Origin of the sequence: Sphingomonas chungangi, from assembly GCF_013778325.1 — a bacterium.
In the GTDB taxonomy this organism is placed as follows: Bacteria; Pseudomonadota; Alphaproteobacteria; order Sphingomonadales; family Sphingomonadaceae; genus Solisphingomonas; species Solisphingomonas chungangi.
On sequence record NZ_JACEIB010000007.1, the window covers coordinates 67754 to 88569 of the forward strand.

Consider the following 20816-nt stretch of genomic DNA (forward strand, 5'->3'; position numbering starts at 1 on the left):
TTCGCCCTGAGGAGGGACTGAGCTTGGCGAAGGCCCGTCTCGAAGGGTGTTGCGCAACGTACTTCGAGACGCCGCTTCGACTTCGCTCAGCGGCTCCTCAGCACGAACGGGAGGTTTGAAGGGACAGGATATGCAGACCTACGACGCGCCGCTGCGCGACATGCGCTTCGTGCTCCACGAGCTGTTCGCCGACGATGGGTTCGGCGGGCTCAAGGCGCACGAGGACTTCACGCCGGACCTGCTCGATGCGGTGCTGGAGGAGGCCAACAAGGTCGCCAAGGACGTGCTGCTGCCGCTGAACGCGAGCGGCGACATCGAGGGCTGCACCTACGAGAATGGCGTCGTCCGCACGCCCAAGGGCTTCAAGCAAGCCTATGACACCTTTCGCGAAGGCGGCTGGGCCTCGCTCGCCTCCGATCCGGAATGGGGCGGGCAGGGCCTGCCCGAGACGGTGAACAAGCTGGTCGAGGAGATGATCTGCGCGACCAATGTGTCGTTCAGCCTCTATCCGGGCCTCACCCACGGCGCGACGACGGCGATCGAGGGCCATGCCTCCGACGAACTGAAGCAGCTCTATCTCCCCAAGATGGTGAGCGCCGAATGGTCCGGCACGATGTGCCTGACCGAATCGCATTGCGGCACCGATCTCGGCCTGCTGCGCACCAAGGCCGAGCCGCAGGCGGACGGGTCCTACAAGATCACCGGCTCCAAGATCTTCATCTCGGCCGGCGACCATGACCTGACCTGCAACGTCATCCATCTGGTGCTTGCGCGCCTGCCCGACGCGCCCAAGGGCGTGAAGGGCATCTCGCTGTTCCTCGTGCCCAAGTTCCTGCCCAAGGACGACGGCACGCCGGGGCCGTCCAACGGCGTCTCGGTCGCGGGCATCGAGCACAAGATGGGCATGAAGGCCTCGGCCACCTGCCAGATGAATTTCGACGATTCGACCGGCTGGCTGGTCGGCCAGCCCAACAAGGGCATGGCCGCGATGTTCACGATGATGAACACCGAGCGCGTTTCGGTCGGCGTGCAGGGCCTCGGCATCAACGAGATCGCCTACCAGTCGGCCGTCGCCTATGCGAAGGAGCGGCTGCAGGGCCGCTCGCTCTCGGGCGTCAAGAACCCCGATGGTCCCGCCGATCCGATCATCGTCCACCCGGACGTGCGCCGCATGCTGATGACGATGCGCGTCTATGCGGAAGGGTGCCGCGCGCTCGGCCAGTGGTGCTCACGCGCGCTCGATGCCGAGAAGCATAGCGACGATCCGGAAGTGAAGGTCCGCGCCACGCGCTTCGTCGCGCTGATGACGCCGGTGGTGAAGGCGCTGTTCACGGATTTCGGATCGGACGCCGCGAACCTCTGCGTCCAGACCTACGGCGGCCACGGCTACATCCGCGAGCATGGCGTCGAGCAGTTCGTCCGCGACAGCCGCATCGCCCAGATCTATGAGGGCACCAACGGCGTGCAGGCGCTCGACCTCGTCGGCCGCAAGCTGCCCGCCGACATGGGCGCCAACCTGCGCCCCTTCTTCCACGCCGTCTCCAACCTGCTGGAGGATATGGCGAAGGTCGATGACAAGGTCCTGAAGATCTGGACCGGGGGGATGCAGCAGGCGTTCGGTGCGCTCCAGCTCTCCACCGCGACGATCGCCCAGAAGGGCCTCAAGGACCCCGAAGAGGCGGGCGCCGCCGCGACCGATTACCTGCGCCTGATGGGGCTGGTCGGCATGGGCCACACTTTCCTCAAGGCCGCGCAGATCGCCACCGCGAAACTCGCGCAGGGCGCCGGCGAGGACGAGGGTTTCTACAAGGCGAAGCTGGCCACTGCCGGCTTCTTCTTCGATCGCATCCTGCCGCAGGCGACCGCGATGTTCCTCGCGATCAAATCGGGCAAGCGTTCGATGATGGCCCTGCCTGCCGAAGCATTCTGACGAGATCGGGCGTGCCAGGGTATCGTGCCGCCCGTACCCCCGGTGCGAGTAGCTTAAGCGTATTGGTTTGACGGGCCGGTGCGGCCCGTCAAACCGTCATCTTCCGCAGTTGCGGGTCGCCCACATCAGCAGGCGCATCCACGCGCGCATGTCGGCATTGTAACGATTCGCTCGCCGTGCCGCGCGAGCAGGCGCGGCCCCCTTCAAGATCGTGGCCATGATTCCCCCGAATCCCCAATGGCTGAGACATAGCGGAAAAGAATGACCGTTTAGCGAACCGTCTCGGGGGTTCGACGAAGGTCTAAAGCCTGCCAGATCACCAAAGCAGGCAGACCGAGCGTGACGTCGCGGGCGCGCTTGATCAGCGAGAGCGCCACCGCAGCCTCCGGCCCCAGGCCGATCAGCGGGCCGAGCAGGACATAGCCCGCCTCCTGCACGCCGATCGCGCCGGGGATCACGAACGCTGCGCCCCTCAGCGCGAAGATCAGGCTTTCCAGCGCGACGATCCGCCAGAAGGCGATCGGCTCCCCGATCAGCGACAGCGCCATGCTGGCAAGCAGCGCGGCGTAGAGCCAGCCCGCGAGATTGAGCAGGAAGGACAGCGCCACCGCGCGTTTGCGGGCATAGATAGTGCCCAATTCCACGTGCAGCCGGTCGAAGGGGATCGGCGCGTTGGGCAGCATCTTACGTGCCAGACCGTCCGCCAGCTTGAGCAGCGGTCGCTGAAGAAAGATGAAGGCGGCGGTGATGGCGATCGACAGCCCCACTCCGATCCACGCCGCCGGGCCGACATGGTGGCGATCGCCGTCGATCAGGATCGAGGCCAGTGCCGCCACGCCGAACAGCGTCACCGCCGCCTGGCTCGCCATCTCGGTGGTGAGATCCACCACCATCGCCGCGTAGGTGCGGGCGGGCGGCAGGCCGAACCGGGTGAGCGCGCGGCCGCCGACGATCAGGCCGCCGAGCTGGCTGAACGGCAGCAGGTCGTTCGCCCCCTCGCGCGCGATCCGTGCCCAAGCGAAGAGCGGCAGGCGGTGCAGCGGCTGGCCCGGCATCGACGCCCACCACGCCGCGCCGAGGATCAGCGACAGGATCAGGCTCGCCACGCAGAAGGCGAGGAAGCCGATCCATCCCATCCGGTCGATCGCGTGGATCAGTCCGCCGAAACCGACGCGGTGCATCGCCCAGATGGCGACGGCGAGCCCGGCGATGGTCGCCAGCGCGATCGGCCAGCGAAGCCGATCCAAGTCAGGCGGTCTTGGGCTTGGGCGCAAACCGGAGCGCGAGGCGCATCATGGCAGGCACGAATTTCGGGCGGATCAGGCGCCTGTCATAGGGCGCGAGGCGGCGGTCGTTCTCGGCGAGGCAGATGCGCGCCAGCTCGGGAAAGCTCACCTCCACGCCCAGCTCTTTGGAGCCGTTGAGCGTGAAGTTGTTCTCCTGCGCCTTGCTGCTGTCCCCCATGCCCTTCGCCATATCGATCCGCTCGAGGATCAGGAAGACCCAAACGGCAAGCACCTTCGCCTCGAAGTACGGGCGGCGCCACCACGGCATGGTCCGGCGCCACCACGCCACCCAGTTGACGAAGAACAGGATGTGGCGGCCCTCCTCGCGCATCACCGGCTCGAACGTGTCGATCAGTGCCTCGGGGAAGAACCCGGTGTCCTTGGCGATCCGGAACAGGCCGAAGCCGAAGAAGCTGTCGATGCATTCCGAATAGCCGGAGCGCATGAAGGCCCATTCCGGGTCCTTGGGCTTCACGTAATCGGGCTCGGGCTCGAGCCCGATGCCGTAAGCCTTCACCATGTCGGCAAGCACGACCTTGTGGCGGGCCTCCTCGAAGGCGTCCATGTCGATCGTGGCCTTGAGCAACGGATCGGTGATCGTCTCGCCGAAGGTCTTCACGAACAGGCCGGTGCGGCCCTCGGTCTGCACCGCCATGTCCCAGATCGGCAGCGAGACGATCTTGGCGCGCGTCTCGGGCTCCAGTTCGGGCCACTCGATCAGGGCGGGCTGATAGGGGTCGTGCGTATCGAGCAGCTGGCGGCACATCAGGCGCAGATGTGCCTCGGACCCGAGCCTGACGGTCTCGTTCGGGCCTGGTGCGGGGGCCTCGATCTTTTCCATCATGCTCATGTCGGGTCCTCCTTTCGGGTCGTGAAGTCCGCGAAACGACCGAGCGTTACTTCTTGCTCCCTGACACGGGCCTTTACGGCTGGATCGACCAGCGCGGCCAGCTCCGCGCGATATTCGTAGCCCGGCGCGGAGCCCGGATAGGCGTCCTGCGTGGCGGGGTGGGTGTAGATTTCGGTGAGACCGGACGGGAGCCGTTCGATCAGCGCGGCGAGGCGACGCGTGGTCATGTGCCCGGACCAGGCGAGGCCGAGCACGCGATCGGGCACGGCAAGCCCGGCGCGGCGGAAACGGCTCGCGAGGCTGCGCGCATAAGGCCCGGCGATGCGGCCGGCGAGGGTGGGCTGTACAGGCTCGACCGCGCCGATCAGGCCGAGCGGCTCGACCGGCGCGCGGGCGGCGACGAGACCGTATCTGGCGCCGATCCTGAGGATCAGCCCGGCGATGGTCGGGTGGAGGTGGAAATGCTTGTGCGCGTTGACATGGTCGAGCGGCAGCCCGGTCGCGGCGAAGGCGGCGAACTGCGCCTCGATCTCTGCGGCCAGCTGGCGACGGACGACAGGGCGAAAGAACATGTTCGCGCCCGCCAGCGCCATGTTGGCGCGGAAATGGCCGGTGGAGTCGACCAGATCGGGTACCTGCTCCGGGGGCAAGGCGGGGCGCCCCTCGACCAGCACGAGATGCAGCCCGACGCCCAGCGCCGGCAGGTGCCGCGCACGGATCAGCGCATCCTCGGCCGCGGCGCCCGCCACCATCAGGCTGGCGGCGGTGAGGATGCCGGTGCGATGCGCGATCTCGATCCCCTCGTTGACAGCGATCGAGGCCCCGAAATCGTCGGCGGTGACGATGAGCCGCCGCTTCACGGCAGGCGCGGCAGATGTGGGAGGAGGATGCGGCGATACGCCCCGGAGTCTGTCCGCGCCGAACCTTGAATCTGCGACACTCCACCTCCGCTCCACGCGTGCCGGGCGTCGTGCATGACAAAATCCGGACATCTCTCATGAAAGAGGACCGGCCGATACATGTAGCGGGATGCTCCGGCAACGTCCTCCTTCGGTCAGCGAAACGGAAGGGTGGTGGCGATGTCCTAATAGGGCCAGATTTTCCTGGCGTGATCATGCCAGCTTTTGCGTTCCGCCAGATGCAGCCGTGCGCCGCCGTTCACCAAGCCCGTCACGGTGCTGACGTCGTCCGCGTCCGCCGGAACGTTGATCTTGCGCGAAATCCAGTATTGCGCAGCGGCATCGGCCGCGAAGGACGGCTGGCCGAGTAGTTCGGGCTGGTCTTCGAGAGGCTGGTTCATCAGCTTGCCGATCGCGCGATAATTGGCGCGACCGGTGATCTGCAGGAAGCCCCGGCCGCGAAAGCGATAGCCGTCGCCCGAGGCGACGTCGCCGTTGCCGTTCTTGCCGGCATAGATGGTGTTGCCGATCGCCTCCGGCCCTTGGGCGATCAGCCGATTGGCGTGCTCGATGCCATGGACGTTGCTGAAGGTCGCAGCCAGAAAAGCGCCCCTGCCGAGCGAATATTTGGTACTCTCCACCAGCGAGCGCAGCCCCCCGGTCTCCTCGCCGACCTGGCCCAGGAAGTTGCACAGTCGCACGGCCGTGTTGATCGCCGCCGTCTGACAGGCATCGGTCAACACCGCAGCATATAGCGCGGCGCGGGATGGATCGAGCGTGGGGCTGAACGTGATCAGCGTGGCCGCGGTGATCTGTACCATCACTGCCCTCCCTGTGCTGCGCCGGGTGCTGGCCAGCCTTCCTTGGGTTCGCCTTCATCGTCTTCGAATAGACGTTCAACGGCGGTCGGCGGCGCCAGGTAGATATTGGTATCGATCTGACCAACCGCGCCGGAGGCAGCACTGTCAGGCGCGGGCGGCGGCGGGACGACCGTCACAGCCACCGTGCCGCTGCTGCCGGGCTGCGGGTCCTGCGATGCCTCGTCCTTGCTCTTTTCGGTGGGCTTCACCGTGGCCCGGATGACCATCAGACGGTTGAGCACGTCGAACCAGAAAGGCGCGCCCAGAGTCACCGCGAATGCCGTCAGCAGAAAGCCTGCGACGATCAGAATGATGTCCATGATGTGACTTTGGCAAACGACGTCCTTCACTGTCGTAAGCCTTGCATCGTTCCAGCCTATGGGCACACTGGTCTTGTCGAGCGCGGTGGTGGGATCAGCTTTGCTGCAATCCGCCGCCGTGGTGCAGTTCTTCGCAGCATCCTCGGCCTGGGCGACCACTGCCTGACGCAAGCTGGCGCTTTTCGAAAGCGAATCGGCGATGGTGAGGGTGTTCACGTTGAGGGCGACCGCCATCACCAGGCCCAGGCCGAATATGATGCGTTGGCTGCGCCGTTTGTACCAGCCGGACACCCGGTCCATCGCGCCGTCGAACCATTTCTCGAGATGATCCTGCGCGGCCGCGATGTCGCCGTTGGCGACGTCGACAGCCTGGACGAGCGCGCCGCGCACCTGGTCGTTCGCGATGCCCTCCGCCATCATGCGAAGCTGCTGGAGCGGTTGCAGGGAGGTGGGCGCCGTGCGGGCCATGGCGTCCGGCGCGGCCAGCTTGCCCTGCGCCGCCTGGTCCATCAGCGCGAGGACGAAATTGCGCGAGGGAAGATAGGAGGGGAGATCCTTCATGTTGAAACCGGGCTGGGCGACGTCGCCTCGCATCAGCCCGCGGATCAGCGGGTGCTGGTATACCGCCTTGGCTTCCTGGAGACCGTCCTTTCCCTTCGCGGGATCGCTGAACATCTCCATAATGCCATTATAGAGATTGCTTCCCCGGGCCTTGAGAACCGTCTCGATCATTTCGTGGACCGAAGTCAGCACCAGGCTGGAAAGAAAAAAGATAAAACTGAGGCCAATTCCGACCTCGAGCGAGTCCGAAACCTGCATAGCCCTCCCTCTCGATGGGAACATTGTTCCGCATCAATCAAAGACTGTTCTGTTACGGGAGACGCAAAAAACTGTGCTCGATCATCCTTCAGTGACCGAGGTGAGTCAAGGCGGGAGATTCAGGATGGCGCGCTAGACGAAAGGCGAGCAGGCTGGCGCTTCTGAAGTGATCTCTCGGTCGCCCGGCCCAAAGTTCAGCATTAGACTTTCGGTTTACGCCGCTTCCTTGCGGTGGCGCAGGAAGCTGAAGAATTCGACGCCTTCGCGCAGGCGGCGCTTCATCATGTCCCAGTCGCGCACCATCTCGCCCACGATCGCGCCGATCTTGCGGGGGCGGAAGTAGAAGCGCTTGTAGAACTCCTCCACCTTGTCGAAGATCACCGCCGACGAGAGGTGTGGGTAGGAGAGCTGCGCGATCTGGGTGCCGTCGTCGTTCAGCAGGTGGTCGGTGCCGTCGAACCACTTGTTCTCGACCGCCTGATTATACAGGAACGTGCCCGGATAGGGCGCCGCGAGGCTCACCTGGATGGTGTGTGGGTTGAGCTCGATCGCGTAGCGGATCGTCTCCTCGATCGTCTCCAGCGTCTCGCCGGGCAGGCCGAGGATGAAGGTGCCATGGATGGTCAGGCCGAGCGCGTGCGCGTCCTTGGTGAACTGGCGCGCGACCTTGGTCAGCAGGCCCTTCTTGATGTTGTGGAGGATCTGCTGGTTGCCGCTCTCGTAGCCGACCAGCAGCACGCGGCAGCCGCCTTCCTTCATCGCCTTGAGCACCGGCTGCGGCACGTTGGCCTTGGCGTTGCAGCCCCAGGTGATGTCGAACCCCTTCTGGCCGAAGCCGAGCTTGGCCAGTTCGCCCGACAGCTCGACGACGAAATCGTGCGCGTCGGCCAGCGTGTCGTCGTCGAAGAAGATCTCCTTGATCTCGGGCATCTCCTTGAGGACGTATTTCACCTCCTCGATCACCGCCGCGACCGAGCGGTGGCGATAGCGGTGGCCCGCGATCGTCTGCGGCCACAGGCAGAAGGTGCAGCGGCTCTTGCAGCCGCGCCCGGTGTAGAAGCTCACGTAAGGATGGCGCTGGTAGCCGCCGTAATATTTGGTGAGGTCGAGGTCGCGCCGGTAGATCGGCGAGACCATCGGCAGCACGTCCATATTCTCGATCTGCGCGCGATCCTTGTTGCGGACGATGTCGCCGCTTGGTGACCGCCAGGTGATGCCGTCGATCTCGGCGAGCGGCTTGCCCGACGCCAGCTCGACGCAGGTGAAATCATATTCCTCGCGGCACACGAAATCGAGCGCCTCGGTGGCTTTCAGGCTCTTCTCGTCCTCGATCATCACCTTGGCGCCGACCATGCCGACCAGCGCCTTCGGGTTGCGCTGCTTGATCAGCTCGGCGGTCTGCACGTCCTGCCGGAAGCTGGGCGTCGAGGTGTGGAGGATGATCAGCTCCTTGTCGTCCACCTCATGCGCGATGTCCTCCCAGCTCTGGTCTTGCGCGGGCGCATCGATCAGGCGCGATCCCTCGATCATCGCGGCGGGCTGGGCGATCCAGGTCGGATACCAGAAGCTCTTGACCTCTCGTTTCATCTGGTAGCGGGCGCCGGCGCCGCCGTCATACCCGTCGAAGGAGGGGCCCTGCATGAAGAGGGTCTTGAGCGTCATGGTCGTGCAGTCTCCGTCTCGGCCGTCATCCGGCCGTCCTCCGCCATATGCAATCGAGCGCCCCGCCAATCAACACGGCGGGTGAAGAAGGCTCCAAGATAGAGACCGAAAGACAACAGGTCGCGCGCCGGCAGCCACCAGAGCGGCGCAGTGCGGCGGCCGGTGATCAGGTCGATCCGCTCGGCCAGCGCGAGGCGGGCGAGGATGGCGACGAAGGTTACCCAACAGCCGGCGCCGGCCGCGAAGGCGATCAGGCCCCAGACCAGCGGGTAGGTGACGATGCTGCCAGCATAGCCCGCTGGATCGAGCATCCGGACGGTGGCGTTCCAGCGCAGCTCATGCGCGGCGAGCGCGGCGAGGCTGGTCTCCGTGCAGCCGTGAGTGACGATCGGCGGCGGCACGACGACCTTGAGGCCGAGCTCGCGCACCGCCATGCCGATGGCATGGTCGTCGGCGAGGAGATCCTTGAAACGCTCGAAGCCGCCGATCGCGTCGAGCGTCTCGCGCCGCATGGCGATGGTGGAGCCCATGCAGGGCTTGGCGAGGCCGGTGGCGAGGCCGACCATCACGCTGGGCAGAAAACCCCAGCTGATCCCGGCCGCCGCCATGCGCGACCAGCCGTTGGTCTCGCCACGCCCGGCATAGAGCAGTGTGACGACGCCGACGCCCGGCTCGTCCAGCGCGGCGACGATGCGCGCGGCATAGTCGCGCGGAACCGCCATATCGCTGTCGGAGAGGATGATGATATCGCTCTCGACGGCATTCATCATGTTGATAAGATTGGAAATCTTTCCATTCGAGCCATTCCGGCCCGGATCGATCACTCGTGTGGCCTTTGTCGCTTTCGGCACGGCGCCAAGCGCCGGATCGGCCGGATCGGAGACGCCGCACACCATCGCGATCGGCCCGCCATAATCCTGATCGAGAAAGCCTTCGAGCTTGGCGGCCAACTCTGGCTCCGGCCCGTGCAGCGGCTTGAGCATGGTGATCGAGGGCGTCGCCACCGGAGGCTTCGCGGGCGTGGCCTGCCATCGCCCCGCCAGCGCGGCCCCCGCCAGATTGTACGCGACACCCACCATCGCGACGGCCGCTAGGATATCGGGGATGAAGCCGGGCACTCCGTTTCCTTAAAGCGGTGTCATCGAACGCTGTGGGGTTCCCAAATGCCTCCGTGCCGCCCTAGAAGCCAGCGCGATGAAGGGGACGATCCTGATAACCGGCGTGTCGGGCTTCGTGGGCGCGGCTGTGGCCAAGGCCTTCGCGGCCGATGGCTGGCAGGTGAAGGGCCTAGCCCGCGCCTCCAGCCCCACGACCAACCTCGAAGGTTTCCCAGGCGAGATCATACGCGGCGACATGATGGATCCGATCGCGATGGCGCGCGCTCTGGAGGGGTGCGACGCGCTCGCCCATGTCGCGGCCGATTACCGGCTGTGGGCACCGGACCCCGAAGAGATCGTCCGCCACAATCTCGAAGGCACGCGCGTCGTGATGGAGGCGGCGCTCGCAGCCGATGTGAAGCGCATCGTTTACACCAGCAGCGTCGCCACGATCGCACCGCTGCCCGACGGGGCGGCGGGCGAAGACCGGCCGCTGACCGAACAGACCGCGATCGGCGCCTACAAGCGATCCAAGGTGGCGGCGGAGCGGCTGGTCGAGCGGATGGTGGCGGAGCGCAGCCTGCCCGCCGTGATCGTCAACCCCTCGACTCCGATCGGACCGCGCGACGTGAAGCCGACGCCGACCGGCCGAATCCTCGTCGAGGCGGCGACAGGCAAGATCCCGGCCTTCGTCGATACCGGCCTGAACATCGTCCATGTCGACGACGTGGCGCGCGGGCATGTGCTGGCGCTAGACAAGGGCGAGCCCGGTCGCCGCTATATCCTCGGCGGCGAGGACGTGATGCTGCAGGCGCTGCTCACCGAGTTGGCGCATCGCGTCGGCCGCAAGCCGCCGACGATCAGCCTGCCGACTGTTCCGCTGATGCCGCTCGCGGCGGTGTCCGAAGCGTGGGGCTGGCTCAGGAACAAGGAACCACTCTTTACCCGCGACGCGCTCCGGATGGCGAAGTACAAGATGTTCTTCTCATCGGAACGCGCGAAGACGGAGCTCGGCTATACCTATCGACCTTGGCAACAGGCGGTGGGCGACGCGCTGGACTGGTTCCATGGGCAGGGCATGATCTGATGCTGGTCGCGCTCCTGTCGCTCTTGATATGGATCGGCCTGCTCGCCTTCCGCGAGCGCTTCTGGCTGGCCCGCGATACCGACGAGACGGCGATGCCCGATCCGGCGGCGTGGCCCGCGGTCACCGCCGTCATCCCCGCGCGTGACGAGGCGGAGGTGATCGGCCGCGCCATCGCCAGCCACATCGCGCAGGATTATCCGGGCGAGTTCCATATCGTGCTGGTCGACGACGGTTCCAGCGACGGCACCGCCGCGCTCGCGCAGGATGCGGCCCAAGGATCGGATCGCCTCGCCGTCATCGCCGGCACGCCGCCGCCCTCGGGCTGGACGGGCAAGCTCTGGGCGATGCGCAACGGTGTCGAGCAGGCCGGAGGTGCGCCCACCTATCTCTGGTTCACCGACGCCGACATCGCCCACGCGCCCGACACGCTGCGCTCGCTGGTCGCGCGGTCCGAGCGGGACAGGCTGGTGCTCAACTCCCTGATGGCGGAGCTGCGCTGCGACAGCCTCGCCGAGCAGGCGATGATCCCGGCCTTCGTCCTGTTCTTCCAAATGCTCTATCCCTTCCGGCTCGTGAACCGCCCGCAAGCGAAGCTCGCGGCGGCGGCGGGCGGCTGCATGCTGGTGAAGCGCGAGGCGCTCGGCAAGGCGGGCGGCCTCGCCGTGATCGCCGACGCCATCATCGACGATTGCGCGATGGGTGAGACGATGAAACGGCAAGGCCCGATCCGCCTCTCGCTCACCCGCCGTTCGGTGAGCCTCAGGCCCTATGGCGGCTGGGGCGAGATCGTCGCGATGATCAGCCGCTCGGCCTACGCGCAACTCGGCTACTCGCCGCTGATGCTGGCCGGCACGATGATCGGGCTGCTGCTGATGTTCGTCGCGCCGGTGGGGCTGGCCCTGTTCGGCACCGGCGGGGCGCGGTTGTGCGGGGCGCTGGCCTGGGCTGCGATGGCGGTCTGCCATCAGCCGATGCTGCGCTTCTACCGGCAGTCGCCGCTCTGGGGGCTTGCCATGCCCGCCATCGGCATGGTCTACGCCGCCGCGACTTTCCTATCCGCCTTGCAGTATTGGCAAGGGCGGGGAGGCATGTGGAAGGGGCGGGCGCAGGCCCGGGGAACATGAACGCCACCGCCGCAGACCTTGCTTCCGGCAAGGGACACAAGGACGAGAATTTCCCGGTCGCCAGCAAGCTGGTGGCGCCGCAGTTCCGCGCGCCCGTGATGGCCTTCTACCGCTTCGCGCGCCTCGCCGACGACATAGCCGATCATGAGTCGGTCTCCGCCGATCAGAAGCTGGAGCGGCTCGAGATCATGCGTCTCGGCATTACCGGCGAATGCGATGCAGAGCCTTCCGCCGTCGCGTTGCGACAGGTGATGGCCGAGCGCCGACTCGACCCGATCCATGCGCTCGATCTGCTGGAGGCCTTCCGTCGCGACGCGACCAAGCTGCGCTACGGCAGCTGGGACGAGCTAATGGATTATTGCCGCTATTCCGCCAGTCCGGTCGGCCGCTTCGTGCTCGACGTGCATGGCGAGGATCGCGCGCTGTGGCCCGCCAACGATGCCCTGTGCACCGCGCTGCAGATCATTAATCACCTGCAGGATTGCGGGAAGGATTTCCGCCAGCTCGACCGCGTCTATCTGCCGCAGGACATGCTGGCGACGGCCGGAGCACGCACCGCCGAGCTGGGCGATTGCAAGGCCTCGCCTGCCTTGCTCACCGTGATCCAGGCCTGCGCCGAGCGGACCCAGCATCTGCTCGCCGAGGCCGCCCCCTTCGCGCGCGGGATCAAGGATCGCCGGCTCGGCGTCGAGGTGGCGGTGATCCAGCGCCTCGCCGTCAGCCTCGCCGCCCGGCTGCGCCGCCGCGATCCGCTGTCCGAGCGCGTTCATCACGCCAAGGCCGAGGCGTTTTTGCTCGCCTCCGGCGCGGCGCTGGGAAGGTTCGTTCGCCCGTGAATGCGCCTTCGGCTTCGGGCTCCTCTTTCTATGCGGGGATGAAGGTGCTGCCGCGCCCCGAGCGGCACGCCATGTACGCACTCTACGATTTCTGCCGCATCGTCGACGATATCGCCGACGACCAGCAGGGTGACCGCCCCGCGCGTGCCGCGCAGCTCGATCGCTGGCGCGCCGATCTCGACAGCCTCTATGCCGGCGGCGATCCGGGCGTGGCGGCGATGCTGGTCGAGCATGTCCGCCGCTTCGGGCTGAGGCGCGAGGATTTCGAGGCGGTGATCGACGGCATGGCGATGGACGTCGAGCACGACATGCGCTGGCCCGCCGCCGACACGCTCGATCTCTATTGCGACCGGGTGGCGAGCGCGGTCGGGCGGCTGTCGATCAAGATCTTCGGGATGGAGGAGCGCGCCGGGTTCGAGCTCGCCCACCATCTCGGCCGCGCGCTGCAGCTGACCAACATCCTGCGCGACATCGACGAGGATGCCGCGATCGGCCGCGTCTATCTGCCGCTCGAGGCGATCGAGGCGCAGGGCATCGCGGTCGGCGACATCGCGACGGTGATCGGCGATCCGCGCATCGACGGCGCGGGGCAGATGCTCGCCCGCCAGGCGCAGGAACACTTCCTGACGGCGCAGGCGATCCTCAAGGCGCGGCCCAAGGGCCACCTGATCGCGCCGAAGCTGATGGCGGCGGCCTATTCGGAGCTGCTGCGCCGGATGCGGCTGGCGGGCTGGGCGCCGCCGCGCGAGCGGATCCGCCACAATCGGCTGGCGCTGGCCTGGACGCTGGTGAAGCTCCGGCTCGGGCGGTGAAGCGCGCGCATGTTATCGGCGCGGGGCTGGCGGGGCTCTCGGCCGCCGTCGCGCTGACGCAGGCGGGCTATCGGGTAACGCTGAGCGAGGCGGCGCGGCAGGCGGGCGGGCGCTGCCGATCCTATCGCGATCCGCAGCTTGGCCTCACGATCGACAACGGCAACCATCTTGTCCTGTCGGGCAACGAAGCGGCGCGCGCCTATCTCGCGACGATCGGTGCGAGCGAGCGGCTGGCGGGACCGGACGAGGCACGCTTCCCCTTCGTGGACGTGGCGAGCGGCGAACGCTGGGTGCTTCATCCCAATGCCGGGCCGATCCCGTGGTGGCTGTTCTCGAAGCAGCGGCGCGTGCCGGGCACGGCTCCGCTCGATTACCTCTCGTTGGCGCGGTTGATGGGCGCCTCGGCCGACCAGACGATCGGGCAGGTGCTGCGGCCCAAGGGAGCTTTGTGGGAGCGGCTGCTCGACAATTTCCTCGTCTCGGCGCTCAACACCCCAGCGGAGGACGGCTCAGCCGAACTGGCCGGCGCGATCGTGCGCGAGACCTTGGCCAAGGGCGGGGCCGCTTGCCGCCCGCTTATCGCCGAGCCGACGCTGTCCGCCGCCTTCGTCGATCCGGCGCTGGCGTGGCTGGAGGCGCGGGGCGCGAGCATCCGGCTGGGGCGCCGTCTCCGCGCGCTGGAACTGGTTGAACGCGTCACGGCGCTGGATTTCGCGGACGGCCGGGAGGAGATTGCGGGCGACGAGCCGGTCGTCCTCGCAGTCCCTGCGTGGGTAGTCGCCGATCTGATACCGGGCCTCGTCGTGCCGGACACGCATCATGCCATCGTCAACGCGCACTTCCTCGCGACGCCGCCGGCCGGTGCCGCGCCGATCACCGGCGTGGTCGGCGGCACGGCGGAATGGGTGTTCGCTTTCTCCGATCGCCTTTCCACCACCACCAGCGCCGCCGACGCGCTCGCCGAGGAGGATCGCGAGGCGGTCGCGCGCAGGCTGTGGGCCGACGTCGCCAAGGTTCACCACCTCTCGTCCGAACTCCCTCGTTGGCAGATCGTCACCGAGAAGCGCGCGACCTTTTCGGCCACACCCGAGCAGGAAAAACGCCGCCCCGGATGCCGCTCGTCGCACGATAACCTGTTCTTGGCTGGCGACTGGACGAAAACGGGGCTACCGGCCACCATCGAAGGCGCGATCCGTTCGGGAAGGACGGCGGCCGCCGCAGTGGTGAACGGGAAAGCGTAGATTTGCTCGACGTGGAAGACATCGCGACCGATCCGCTCGACGGCATCGACGCGGCGATCGGCCGTGCGACGACCGCCCTCAAGCGCGACCAGAAGGCCGACGGCCACTGGGTGTTCGAGCTGGAGGCGGACGCCACCATCCCCTCCGAATATATCCTGCTGCGCCACTATCTCGGCGAGCCCGACGATCTTGAGCTGGAGGCGGCGATCGGCCGCTATCTGCGCCGCATACAGGGATCGCATGGCGGCTGGGCGCTCTATCATGACGGCGCCTTCGACATCTCGGCGACGGTGAAGGCCTATTATGCGCTGAAGATGATCGGCGACGACATCGATGCGCCGCACATGGCGCGGGCGCGGGCCGAGATATTGAAGCGCGGGGGGGCGGCGGCGTCGAACGTCTTCACCCGCATCCAGCTGGCCTTGTTCGGCGCGGGCAAGTGGAGCGGCGTGCCCGAGGTGCCGGTCGAGCTGATGCTGGCGCCGAAGTGGTTCCCGATCAACCTCTACCGCATGTCCTACTGGGCGCGCACCGTGATCGTGCCGCTGATCGTGCTGACCGCGCTCCGCCCGGTGGCGCGCAATCCGCGCGGCGTGAAGATCGACGAGCTGTTCGTGCCGGGCAACCCGCCGCTCAAGCGCGCGCTGCCGGGCAAGTGGCAGTGGGAGATGGGCTTTGGCGCGCTCGACGTGGTGCTGAAGCGCGGGCGGCGACTCTGGCCGAAGACAGTGCGCAAGAAAGCGATCGATGCCTGTGTGGCGTTCGTCACCGAGCGGATCAACGGCACCGATGGCCTCGGCGCCATCTACCCGGCGATCGCCAATTCGGTGATGATGTTCGATGCGCTCGGCTATGGCCCCGACCATCCCGAGCGCGCGCTGGCCCGCGAGGCGATCGAGAAATTGCTCGTTCACCGGGATGACGGCGAGGTCTATTGCCAGCCCTGCGTCTCGCCGGTGTGGGACACGGCGCTGGCCGCCCACGCCATGCTGGAGGCGGGCGAGGACGAGGCCGCCACGAAGGGGCTCGACTGGCTCACGCCGCGCCAGATCCTCGACGTGAGGGGTGACTGGGCCGAGCAGCGTCCTGAGGTCCGGCCCGGCGGCTGGGCCTTCCAGTACGGCAACGATCATTATCCCGATCTCGACGACACCGCCGTGGTGGTGATGGCGATGGACCGGGCGCGGGGTAAACTCGGCGACCGCTATGACGAGGCGATCGATCGCGGCGTGGAGTGGAATGCCGAGCTGCAGAGCCACGACGGCGGCTTCGCGGCCTTCGATGCCGACAACACGCATTTCTACCTGAACGACATTCCCTTCGCCGATCACGGCGCTTTGCTCGATCCGCCGACGGCCGACGTGACGGCGCGCGTCGTCTCGATGCTGGCGCAGGTCGGCGAGCCGGTCGACAGCCCGCGCATGAAGGCGGCTCTGGAATGGCTGCGCAAGGATCAGCATCCCGAGGGCAGCTGGTGGGGCCGCTGGGGCGTCAACTACATCTACGGCACATGGTCTGTGCTGTGCGCGCTGAACGCGGCGGGAGTGGATCCTGCCAATGCGATGGTCCGCCGCGCGGTGCGCTGGCTGGTGACGATCCAGAACTCTGACGGCGGCTGGGGCGAGAGCTGCGACAGCTACGATCTCGCCCGCAAGGGGCATGAAGCGGCCTCCTCGATCGCCTCGCAGACGGCGTGGGCCTTGCTCGGGCTGATGGCTGCGGGCGAAGTCGATCATCCCGCCGTCGTGCGCGGCGTCGCCTGGCTGGAGCGGCATCAGGCGGAAGACGGCCTGTGGGGTCAGGAGCATTATACCGGCGGCGGCTTCCCGCGCGTCTTCTATCTGCGCTACCACGGCTATCCGAAATATTTCCCGCTCTGGGCGCTGGCCCGCTATCGCAATCTCAAGCGCGGCAATACGCGCCGGGTGGAGTTCGGGATGTGACCATCCTTATCGCCACCGGGATGAAAAGCGAGGCGAGGGCGCTGGCACGGGACGGCGTGATCGTCGCTACCGCCGGCACCGATCATGCGCGGCTGGAGGCGGAGCTGGAGGCCGGCGTCGCGGCCGGCGCCACCGCGATCCTGTCGATGGGACTCGCCGGCGCGCTGGCGCCGCTGCTCAAGCCCGGCGACTGGGTGGTCGGCACCCTCTCGCCCACCGGCATGGTTCGGCGCGAATGGAGCGTCGGCGCTGGGTCGGCCCGGCCCAAAGAGGCCAAGCCCGATCCCCGCCCGGTTGCGCAGAAGGAGGCGTCGGCCGCCTGGATCACGCGGATCGCGGCGATCCTGCCGGGCGCGGTGGTCGGCCGCATCCATGCCGATGGCGAGATGGTGATCACCGCCGCGCAGAAGGAGAATCTCCACTTCACCGAGCGCGCGCTCGCCTGCGACATGGAGAGCCACATCGCCGCGCGCGTGGCGCAGCGCCATCATCTGCCCTTCGCGGTGGCGCGGGTGATCTCGGACGAGGCGGATCGATCGCTTCCGCTCGCGGCGCAGGTGGCGATGGCGCCGGATGGCGGAGTGCGGATCGGTGTGGTGCTGCTCGCCTTGCTCAAGCGGCCGTGGCAGCTCTTCGCGCTGATCGGGCTGGCGCTGGCGACGGCGAGCGCGATGCGGGCGCTGGCGAGCGGGTATCGGTCGCTGGCCGAGGATGGCTTCGGCAAGCCAACGCCCGATCAAACGATCCGTTCGTCCTGAGCGAAGTCGAAGCACGGGCAGCAAGCGAAACGGCTGAGGCCCGCAGTTCGACTTCGCTCAGTGCGAACGGTGTTCTAAAACGCCAAGTTCAGTCCGCCGACACCACGTGCTTGGCCGAACCCGGCTTGGTCGCCTTGATCCGTGCAAGTTCACGCTCGACGTGCGTGGAATAGACGTCCTCGGCCGGGCGCGCGTGGCTGAGATCGATGTCCTTCGCCATCGGGCCCGACGTCCGGACACCCTTGCGCGCGACCTTCAGGAACTCCAGCGGGCGCTTCACGCCCTCGGCCGCGGCCGTGCCCTCGAAGCCGCAATGGACCATGCAGTCGCCGCACTTCTCATACTTGCCGACGCCGTATTTGTCCCACTCGGTATCTTCCATCAGCTCCTTGAAGGTCTTCACATAGCCTTCGCCGAGCAGGTAGCAGGGCTTCTGCCAGCCGAAGATCGTGCGCAGCGGCATCGACCAGGGCGTGCACTCGTAGGAACGGTTGCCGGCGAGGAAATCGAGGAACAGCGGCGAGTTGGTGAACTTCCACTTCTTCGCGCCGTCGCCCTTGGCGAAGACTTCGCGGAAGAAGGTCTTGGTGCGCTCGCGGGTGAGAAAATGCTCCTGGTCCGACGCACGCTCGTAGGCATAGCCCGGCGACAGCGTGATCTCGACGTCCAGCCGCTCCATCTCGTCGAAGAAGGCGGCGAGGCGGTCCGCGTCGGCGCCCTCGAACACGGTGCAGTTCACCTGCACGCGGAAGCCGCGCGACTTGGCGAGGTTGATCGCCTCGACCGCGACATCGTAGGTGCCGGCGAGATCGACGGCATGATCGTGCATCGCCTGATCGCCGTCGAGATGGATCGACCAGGTGAAGAAGGGGTCCGGCTTGTAGTCGTCGATCTTCTTCTTGAGCAGCAGCGCGTTGGTGCACAGGATCACGAACTTCTTCTTCGCGAGATAGCCCTGCACGATCCTGGGCATGTCCTTATGCAGCAGCGGCTCGCCGCCGGCGATCGAGACGGCGGGCGCGCCGCATTCGTCGATCGCCTCCATGCACTGCTCGTAGCTCATGCGCTGGTTCAGGATCGGATCGGGATAGTCGATCTTGCCGCAGCCCGGGCAGGCGAGGTTGCAGCGGAACAGCGGCTCCAGCATCAGCACCAGCGGATAGCGCTTGGCGGTGAGCGCCTTCTTGACCGTGTAGCCGCCGATGCGGGCCAATACGGGGAGGGGCAGGGTCATGACTGTTCCTTAGGCTACGCGGGCGCGTTGCGGCAGGCGATTCAGCGCCGGCGGCAGGCGGAATTGGACGTTTTCTTCGAGGCCGTCCAGCTTTTCGACGCTGGCGGGGGTGACGGCCTGGATAGCGACGATGACGCTCTGCACCAGCTCTTCGGGCGCGGACGCGCCGGCGGTGAGGCCGATCGTCCCTACGCCGTCGAGCCAGGCGGGATCAAATTGCGAGCCATCGGCGATCAGGTAAGCGGGCTTGCCCATCTCCTCGCCGATCTCGCGCAGGCGATTGGAGTTGGAGCTGTTCGGCGACCCGACGACCAGCAACAGATCGGCCGACTTGCACAATTCGCGCACCGCCGACTGACGATTTTGCGTAGCGTAGCAGATCTCGGCCGTGGATGGCCCGGTGAGATCGGTAAAGCGGGCCTCCAGCGCGGCGATGATGACACGCGTGTCGTCCACCGAGAGCGTCGTCTGGGTAATATAGGCGACCGGCGCATCGACCGGGATCGGCAGCGCGGAGACCTCCTCCGGCGTGCCGACGAGGTGGATCTCGCCGTCGATCTGGCCGAGCGTGCCCTCGACCTCGGGGTGGCCGGCATGGCCGATCAGGATCAAAGTCCGCCCGGCCGCGACATAGCGGCGGCCCTGGTTGTGCACCTTGGAGACGAGCGGGCAGGTCGCGTCGATCACGGGAAGCCCCCGAGCCTCGGCATCCTTCTGCACCGCCCGGGATACGCCGTGGGCCGAGAAGATCGTCACCTCGCCGGCGGGCACCTCGTCCAGCTCCTCGACGAAGACGGCGCCCTTGGCCTTCAACGTATCGACGACGTGGCGGTTATGGACGATCTCGTGCCGCACATAGACGGGGGCACCCACCCGATCGAGCGCCCGGTCCACGATGTCGATCGCGCGGATCACGCCCGCGCAGAAACCGCGTGGCTGGGCGAGCAGTATCTTGACCATCCATAACTCCCGACAGGGTATGCTCACATAGTCGTTCCGCCGCGGTTGCGAAAGTGACACGGAAGCCACACGGACCGAGCTTGTTCAGTCGGCGTTATGGCGACAGGCACCATGAAGCCCCGCTGACCAAAGGATGACGACCTTGAAACACGCTTTCCGCATCTTCGCCCTGATGACGCTCGCCGCGCCGGCGGTGGCCCACGCGGACGCAAGCGAGCCCGCGGCGCGGATCGGCGCCTATGACGATGCCGTGATCGGGGTAATGAAGGCGAAGCTGGGCACGGCTGCGCGTGCCGATCGTTTCGAGCCGATCGTGAAGGCCTATTACGACATGCCGACCATCGCCGGTCTCGTCGCCGGCCCGGCCTGGGCAAGCGCGTCGGCGACGGACAAGGCGTCGGCGATAACGGCGCTGACGCGGCATTCGGCGGTGAGCCTTGCCCGTAATTTCAAGGATTATGACGGCACGCCGTTCACGGTCGATCCCAAGGTGATCGCACGCGGACCGGACCGGGTGGTGAAGGTTACGATCGGTACGGACCTGCTCTACTACCGGATGCGCCAGTCGGCGGGCACGTGGAAGATCGTCGATGTCATCTCCAGCGGAGTCAGCAACCTGGCCCTCCAGCGTGCCGATCTTGCGACGACGATCCAGAGCGGCGGGTTGCCGGCGCTGGTGAAGAAGCTGGCACAGCTCGACGCGGTGAAGTGAGTTTTATCGTGCGCAGATTTTAGCGCGTCGGTTGATCCAGCAGCCTTTCACCCAACGCACTGTGCCAAGCGGATCGAGCGCGTGGTCGTCGTTGGGATCGGCGTTCCATGTCGCGTCGCCGGTGCCGTCGGAATTGGCGTCGACCTGCGCGAAGTGCGAGCGTTTTGGCTTGCCGCCGTCCCACGTGTTGAGCGTGTAGCTGTGGCCGCCCAGGGGGAACACTTGGCACGGATTGTTGACGCGCACCTTCCCGTCGACGGCGAGATAGCAGTGCTTGATCGGTGATTTCGCCTCGACAGGGGCGGCGGACAGGCCGGCCACGACGGCGGCGGCTAAGCAGGCAATAGCGATCTTCATGGCGGACCAACCCGCCAGCCCGCCCATCG

At 66.7% G+C, this 20816-nt stretch carries 19 protein-coding genes; 9 read left to right on the plus strand and 10 right to left on the minus strand.

Annotation, left to right across the window (positions count from 1 at the left end):
• The first annotated feature begins 130 nt into the window (after positions 1 to 130).
• Positions 131 to 1930 (plus strand): acyl-CoA dehydrogenase C-terminal domain-containing protein, encoded by a 1800-nt coding sequence (locus HZF05_RS11540; RefSeq protein WP_160366511.1) that lies wholly within the window; start codon positions 131 to 133, stop codon positions 1928 to 1930.
• Between the two features lie 269 nt (positions 1931 to 2199).
• Here HZF05_RS11540 and HZF05_RS11545 read toward each other — a convergent pair whose 3' ends face one another.
• From HZF05_RS11545 to hpnI, 7 genes are all read right to left on the minus strand, one after another.
• Positions 2200 to 3177 (minus strand): lysylphosphatidylglycerol synthase domain-containing protein, encoded by a 978-nt coding sequence (locus HZF05_RS11545; RefSeq protein ID WP_160366512.1) that lies wholly within the window; start codon positions 3175 to 3177, stop codon positions 2200 to 2202.
• Position 3178: 1 nt separating this feature from the next.
• A complete protein-coding gene (locus HZF05_RS11550; protein ID WP_160366513.1) occupies positions 3179 to 4066 on the minus strand; it encodes a ferritin-like domain-containing protein in 888 nt (295 codons plus the stop codon).
• Positions 4063 to 4926, minus strand: coding sequence for a hopanoid biosynthesis-associated protein HpnK (hpnK, locus tag HZF05_RS11555; RefSeq protein WP_343046881.1), 864 nt, complete (start codon positions 4924 to 4926; stop codon positions 4063 to 4065). Before hpnK ends, HZF05_RS11550 begins: the two co-directional genes overlap by 4 nt.
• A gap of 224 nt (positions 4927 to 5150) precedes the next feature.
• A complete protein-coding gene (locus HZF05_RS11560) occupies positions 5151 to 5786 on the minus strand; it encodes a glycoside hydrolase family 19 protein (RefSeq protein ID WP_160366515.1) in 636 nt (211 codons plus the stop codon).
• Complete coding sequence (locus HZF05_RS11565; protein WP_160366516.1) at positions 5786 to 6964, minus strand: hypothetical protein; 1179 nt, start codon at positions 6962 to 6964, stop codon at positions 5786 to 5788. The genes HZF05_RS11560 and HZF05_RS11565 overlap by 1 nt, the downstream gene beginning before the upstream one ends.
• A 213-nt stretch (positions 6965 to 7177) precedes the next feature.
• On the minus strand, positions 7178 to 8626 hold the full coding sequence (gene hpnJ, locus HZF05_RS11570) for a hopanoid biosynthesis associated radical SAM protein HpnJ (RefSeq protein ID WP_160366517.1): 1449 nt from the start codon (positions 8624 to 8626) through the stop codon (positions 7178 to 7180).
• Positions 8623 to 9744, minus strand: coding sequence for a bacteriohopanetetrol glucosamine biosynthesis glycosyltransferase HpnI (hpnI, locus tag HZF05_RS11575; protein WP_160366518.1), 1122 nt, complete (start codon positions 9742 to 9744; stop codon positions 8623 to 8625). Before hpnI ends, hpnJ begins: the two co-directional genes overlap by 4 nt.
• A gap of 76 nt (positions 9745 to 9820) precedes the next feature.
• Here hpnI and hpnA point away from each other — a divergent pair, with 76 nt between their 5' ends.
• The 7 genes from hpnA to HZF05_RS11610 are packed head-to-tail and all read left to right on the plus strand — an operon-like array spanning position 9821 to position 17524.
• Positions 9821 to 10810, plus strand: coding sequence for a hopanoid-associated sugar epimerase (gene hpnA / locus HZF05_RS11580; protein ID WP_160366519.1), 990 nt, complete (start codon positions 9821 to 9823; stop codon positions 10808 to 10810).
• Positions 10810 to 11934, plus strand: a complete 1125-nt coding sequence (locus HZF05_RS11585) for a glycosyltransferase (RefSeq protein WP_160366520.1) — start codon at positions 10810 to 10812, stop codon at positions 11932 to 11934. Before hpnA ends, HZF05_RS11585 begins: the two co-directional genes overlap by 1 nt.
• The gene (gene hpnC / locus HZF05_RS11590) at positions 11931 to 12770 is read left to right on the plus strand and encodes a squalene synthase HpnC (protein ID WP_160366521.1); all 840 of its coding nucleotides are present in this window, start codon (positions 11931 to 11933) and stop codon (positions 12768 to 12770) included. Before HZF05_RS11585 ends, hpnC begins: the two co-directional genes overlap by 4 nt.
• Positions 12767 to 13582, plus strand: a complete 816-nt coding sequence (gene hpnD, locus HZF05_RS11595) for a presqualene diphosphate synthase HpnD (protein ID WP_343046882.1) — start codon at positions 12767 to 12769, stop codon at positions 13580 to 13582. Before hpnC ends, hpnD begins: the two co-directional genes overlap by 4 nt.
• On the plus strand, positions 13579 to 14823 hold the full coding sequence (gene hpnE / locus HZF05_RS11600) for a hydroxysqualene dehydroxylase HpnE (protein ID WP_160366522.1): 1245 nt from the start codon (positions 13579 to 13581) through the stop codon (positions 14821 to 14823). The genes hpnD and hpnE overlap by 4 nt, the downstream gene beginning before the upstream one ends.
• A 2-nt stretch (positions 14824 to 14825) precedes the next feature.
• Positions 14826 to 16766: a squalene--hopene cyclase gene (shc, locus tag HZF05_RS11605; protein ID WP_181638855.1), complete on the plus strand. Its 1941-nt coding sequence runs from the start codon at positions 14826 to 14828 to the stop codon at positions 16764 to 16766.
• Positions 16763 to 17524 (plus strand): phosphorylase family protein, encoded by a 762-nt coding sequence (locus HZF05_RS11610; protein ID WP_160366523.1) that lies wholly within the window; start codon positions 16763 to 16765, stop codon positions 17522 to 17524. Before shc ends, HZF05_RS11610 begins: the two co-directional genes overlap by 4 nt.
• Positions 17525 to 17612: 88 nt before the next feature.
• Here HZF05_RS11610 and hpnH read toward each other — a convergent pair whose 3' ends face one another.
• Together hpnH and ispH are read right to left on the minus strand one after the other, a co-directional pair.
• Positions 17613 to 18758, minus strand: a complete 1146-nt coding sequence (gene hpnH, locus HZF05_RS11615; RefSeq protein ID WP_160366524.1) for an adenosyl-hopene transferase HpnH — start codon at positions 18756 to 18758, stop codon at positions 17613 to 17615.
• Between the two features lie 9 nt (positions 18759 to 18767).
• The gene (gene ispH, locus HZF05_RS11620) at positions 18768 to 19718 is read right to left on the minus strand and encodes a 4-hydroxy-3-methylbut-2-enyl diphosphate reductase (RefSeq protein ID WP_160366525.1); all 951 of its coding nucleotides are present in this window, start codon (positions 19716 to 19718) and stop codon (positions 18768 to 18770) included.
• A 142-nt stretch (positions 19719 to 19860) separates the two neighbouring features.
• Between ispH and HZF05_RS11625 the strand changes: the two genes are divergently transcribed.
• Positions 19861 to 20430, plus strand: a complete 570-nt coding sequence (locus HZF05_RS11625; RefSeq protein WP_246331947.1) for an ABC transporter substrate-binding protein — start codon at positions 19861 to 19863, stop codon at positions 20428 to 20430.
• Between the two features lie 3 nt (positions 20431 to 20433).
• Here the strand turns inward: HZF05_RS11625 and HZF05_RS11630 are convergent, their stop codons facing one another.
• On the minus strand, positions 20434 to 20814 hold the full coding sequence (locus HZF05_RS11630; protein WP_160366527.1) for a hypothetical protein: 381 nt from the start codon (positions 20812 to 20814) through the stop codon (positions 20434 to 20436).
• Positions 20815 to 20816 lie beyond the last annotated feature (2 nt).

Bases quoted from the DNA above. Each gene is read 5' to 3' on its own strand.
- HZF05_RS11565 (WP_160366516.1), bottom strand. From the start codon at position 6,964: ATGCAGGTTTCGGACTCGCTCGAGGTCGGAATTGGCCTCAGTTTTATC.
- HZF05_RS11585 (WP_160366520.1), top strand. From the start codon at position 10,810: ATGCTGGTCGCGCTCCTGTCGCTCTTGATATGGATCGGCCTGCTCGCC.
- hpnA (WP_160366519.1), top strand. From the start codon at position 9,821: ATGAAGGGGACGATCCTGATAACCGGCGTGTCGGGCTTCGTGGGCGCG.
- hpnH (WP_160366524.1), bottom strand. From the start codon at position 18,758: ATGACCCTGCCCCTCCCCGTATTGGCCCGCATCGGCGGCTACACGGTC.
- HZF05_RS11630 (WP_160366527.1), bottom strand. From the start codon at position 20,814: ATGGGCGGGCTGGCGGGTTGGTCCGCCATGAAGATCGCTATTGCCTGC.
- HZF05_RS11560 (WP_160366515.1), bottom strand. From the start codon at position 5,786: ATGGTACAGATCACCGCGGCCACGCTGATCACGTTCAGCCCCACGCTC.
- HZF05_RS11550 (WP_160366513.1), bottom strand. From the start codon at position 4,066: ATGAGCATGATGGAAAAGATCGAGGCCCCCGCACCAGGCCCGAACGAG.
- hpnC (WP_160366521.1), top strand. From the start codon at position 11,931: ATGAACGCCACCGCCGCAGACCTTGCTTCCGGCAAGGGACACAAGGAC.
- HZF05_RS11540 (WP_160366511.1), top strand. From the start codon at position 131: ATGCAGACCTACGACGCGCCGCTGCGCGACATGCGCTTCGTGCTCCAC.
- hpnJ (WP_160366517.1), bottom strand. From the start codon at position 8,626: ATGACGCTCAAGACCCTCTTCATGCAGGGCCCCTCCTTCGACGGGTAT.
- ispH (WP_160366525.1), bottom strand. From the start codon at position 19,718: ATGGTCAAGATACTGCTCGCCCAGCCACGCGGTTTCTGCGCGGGCGTG.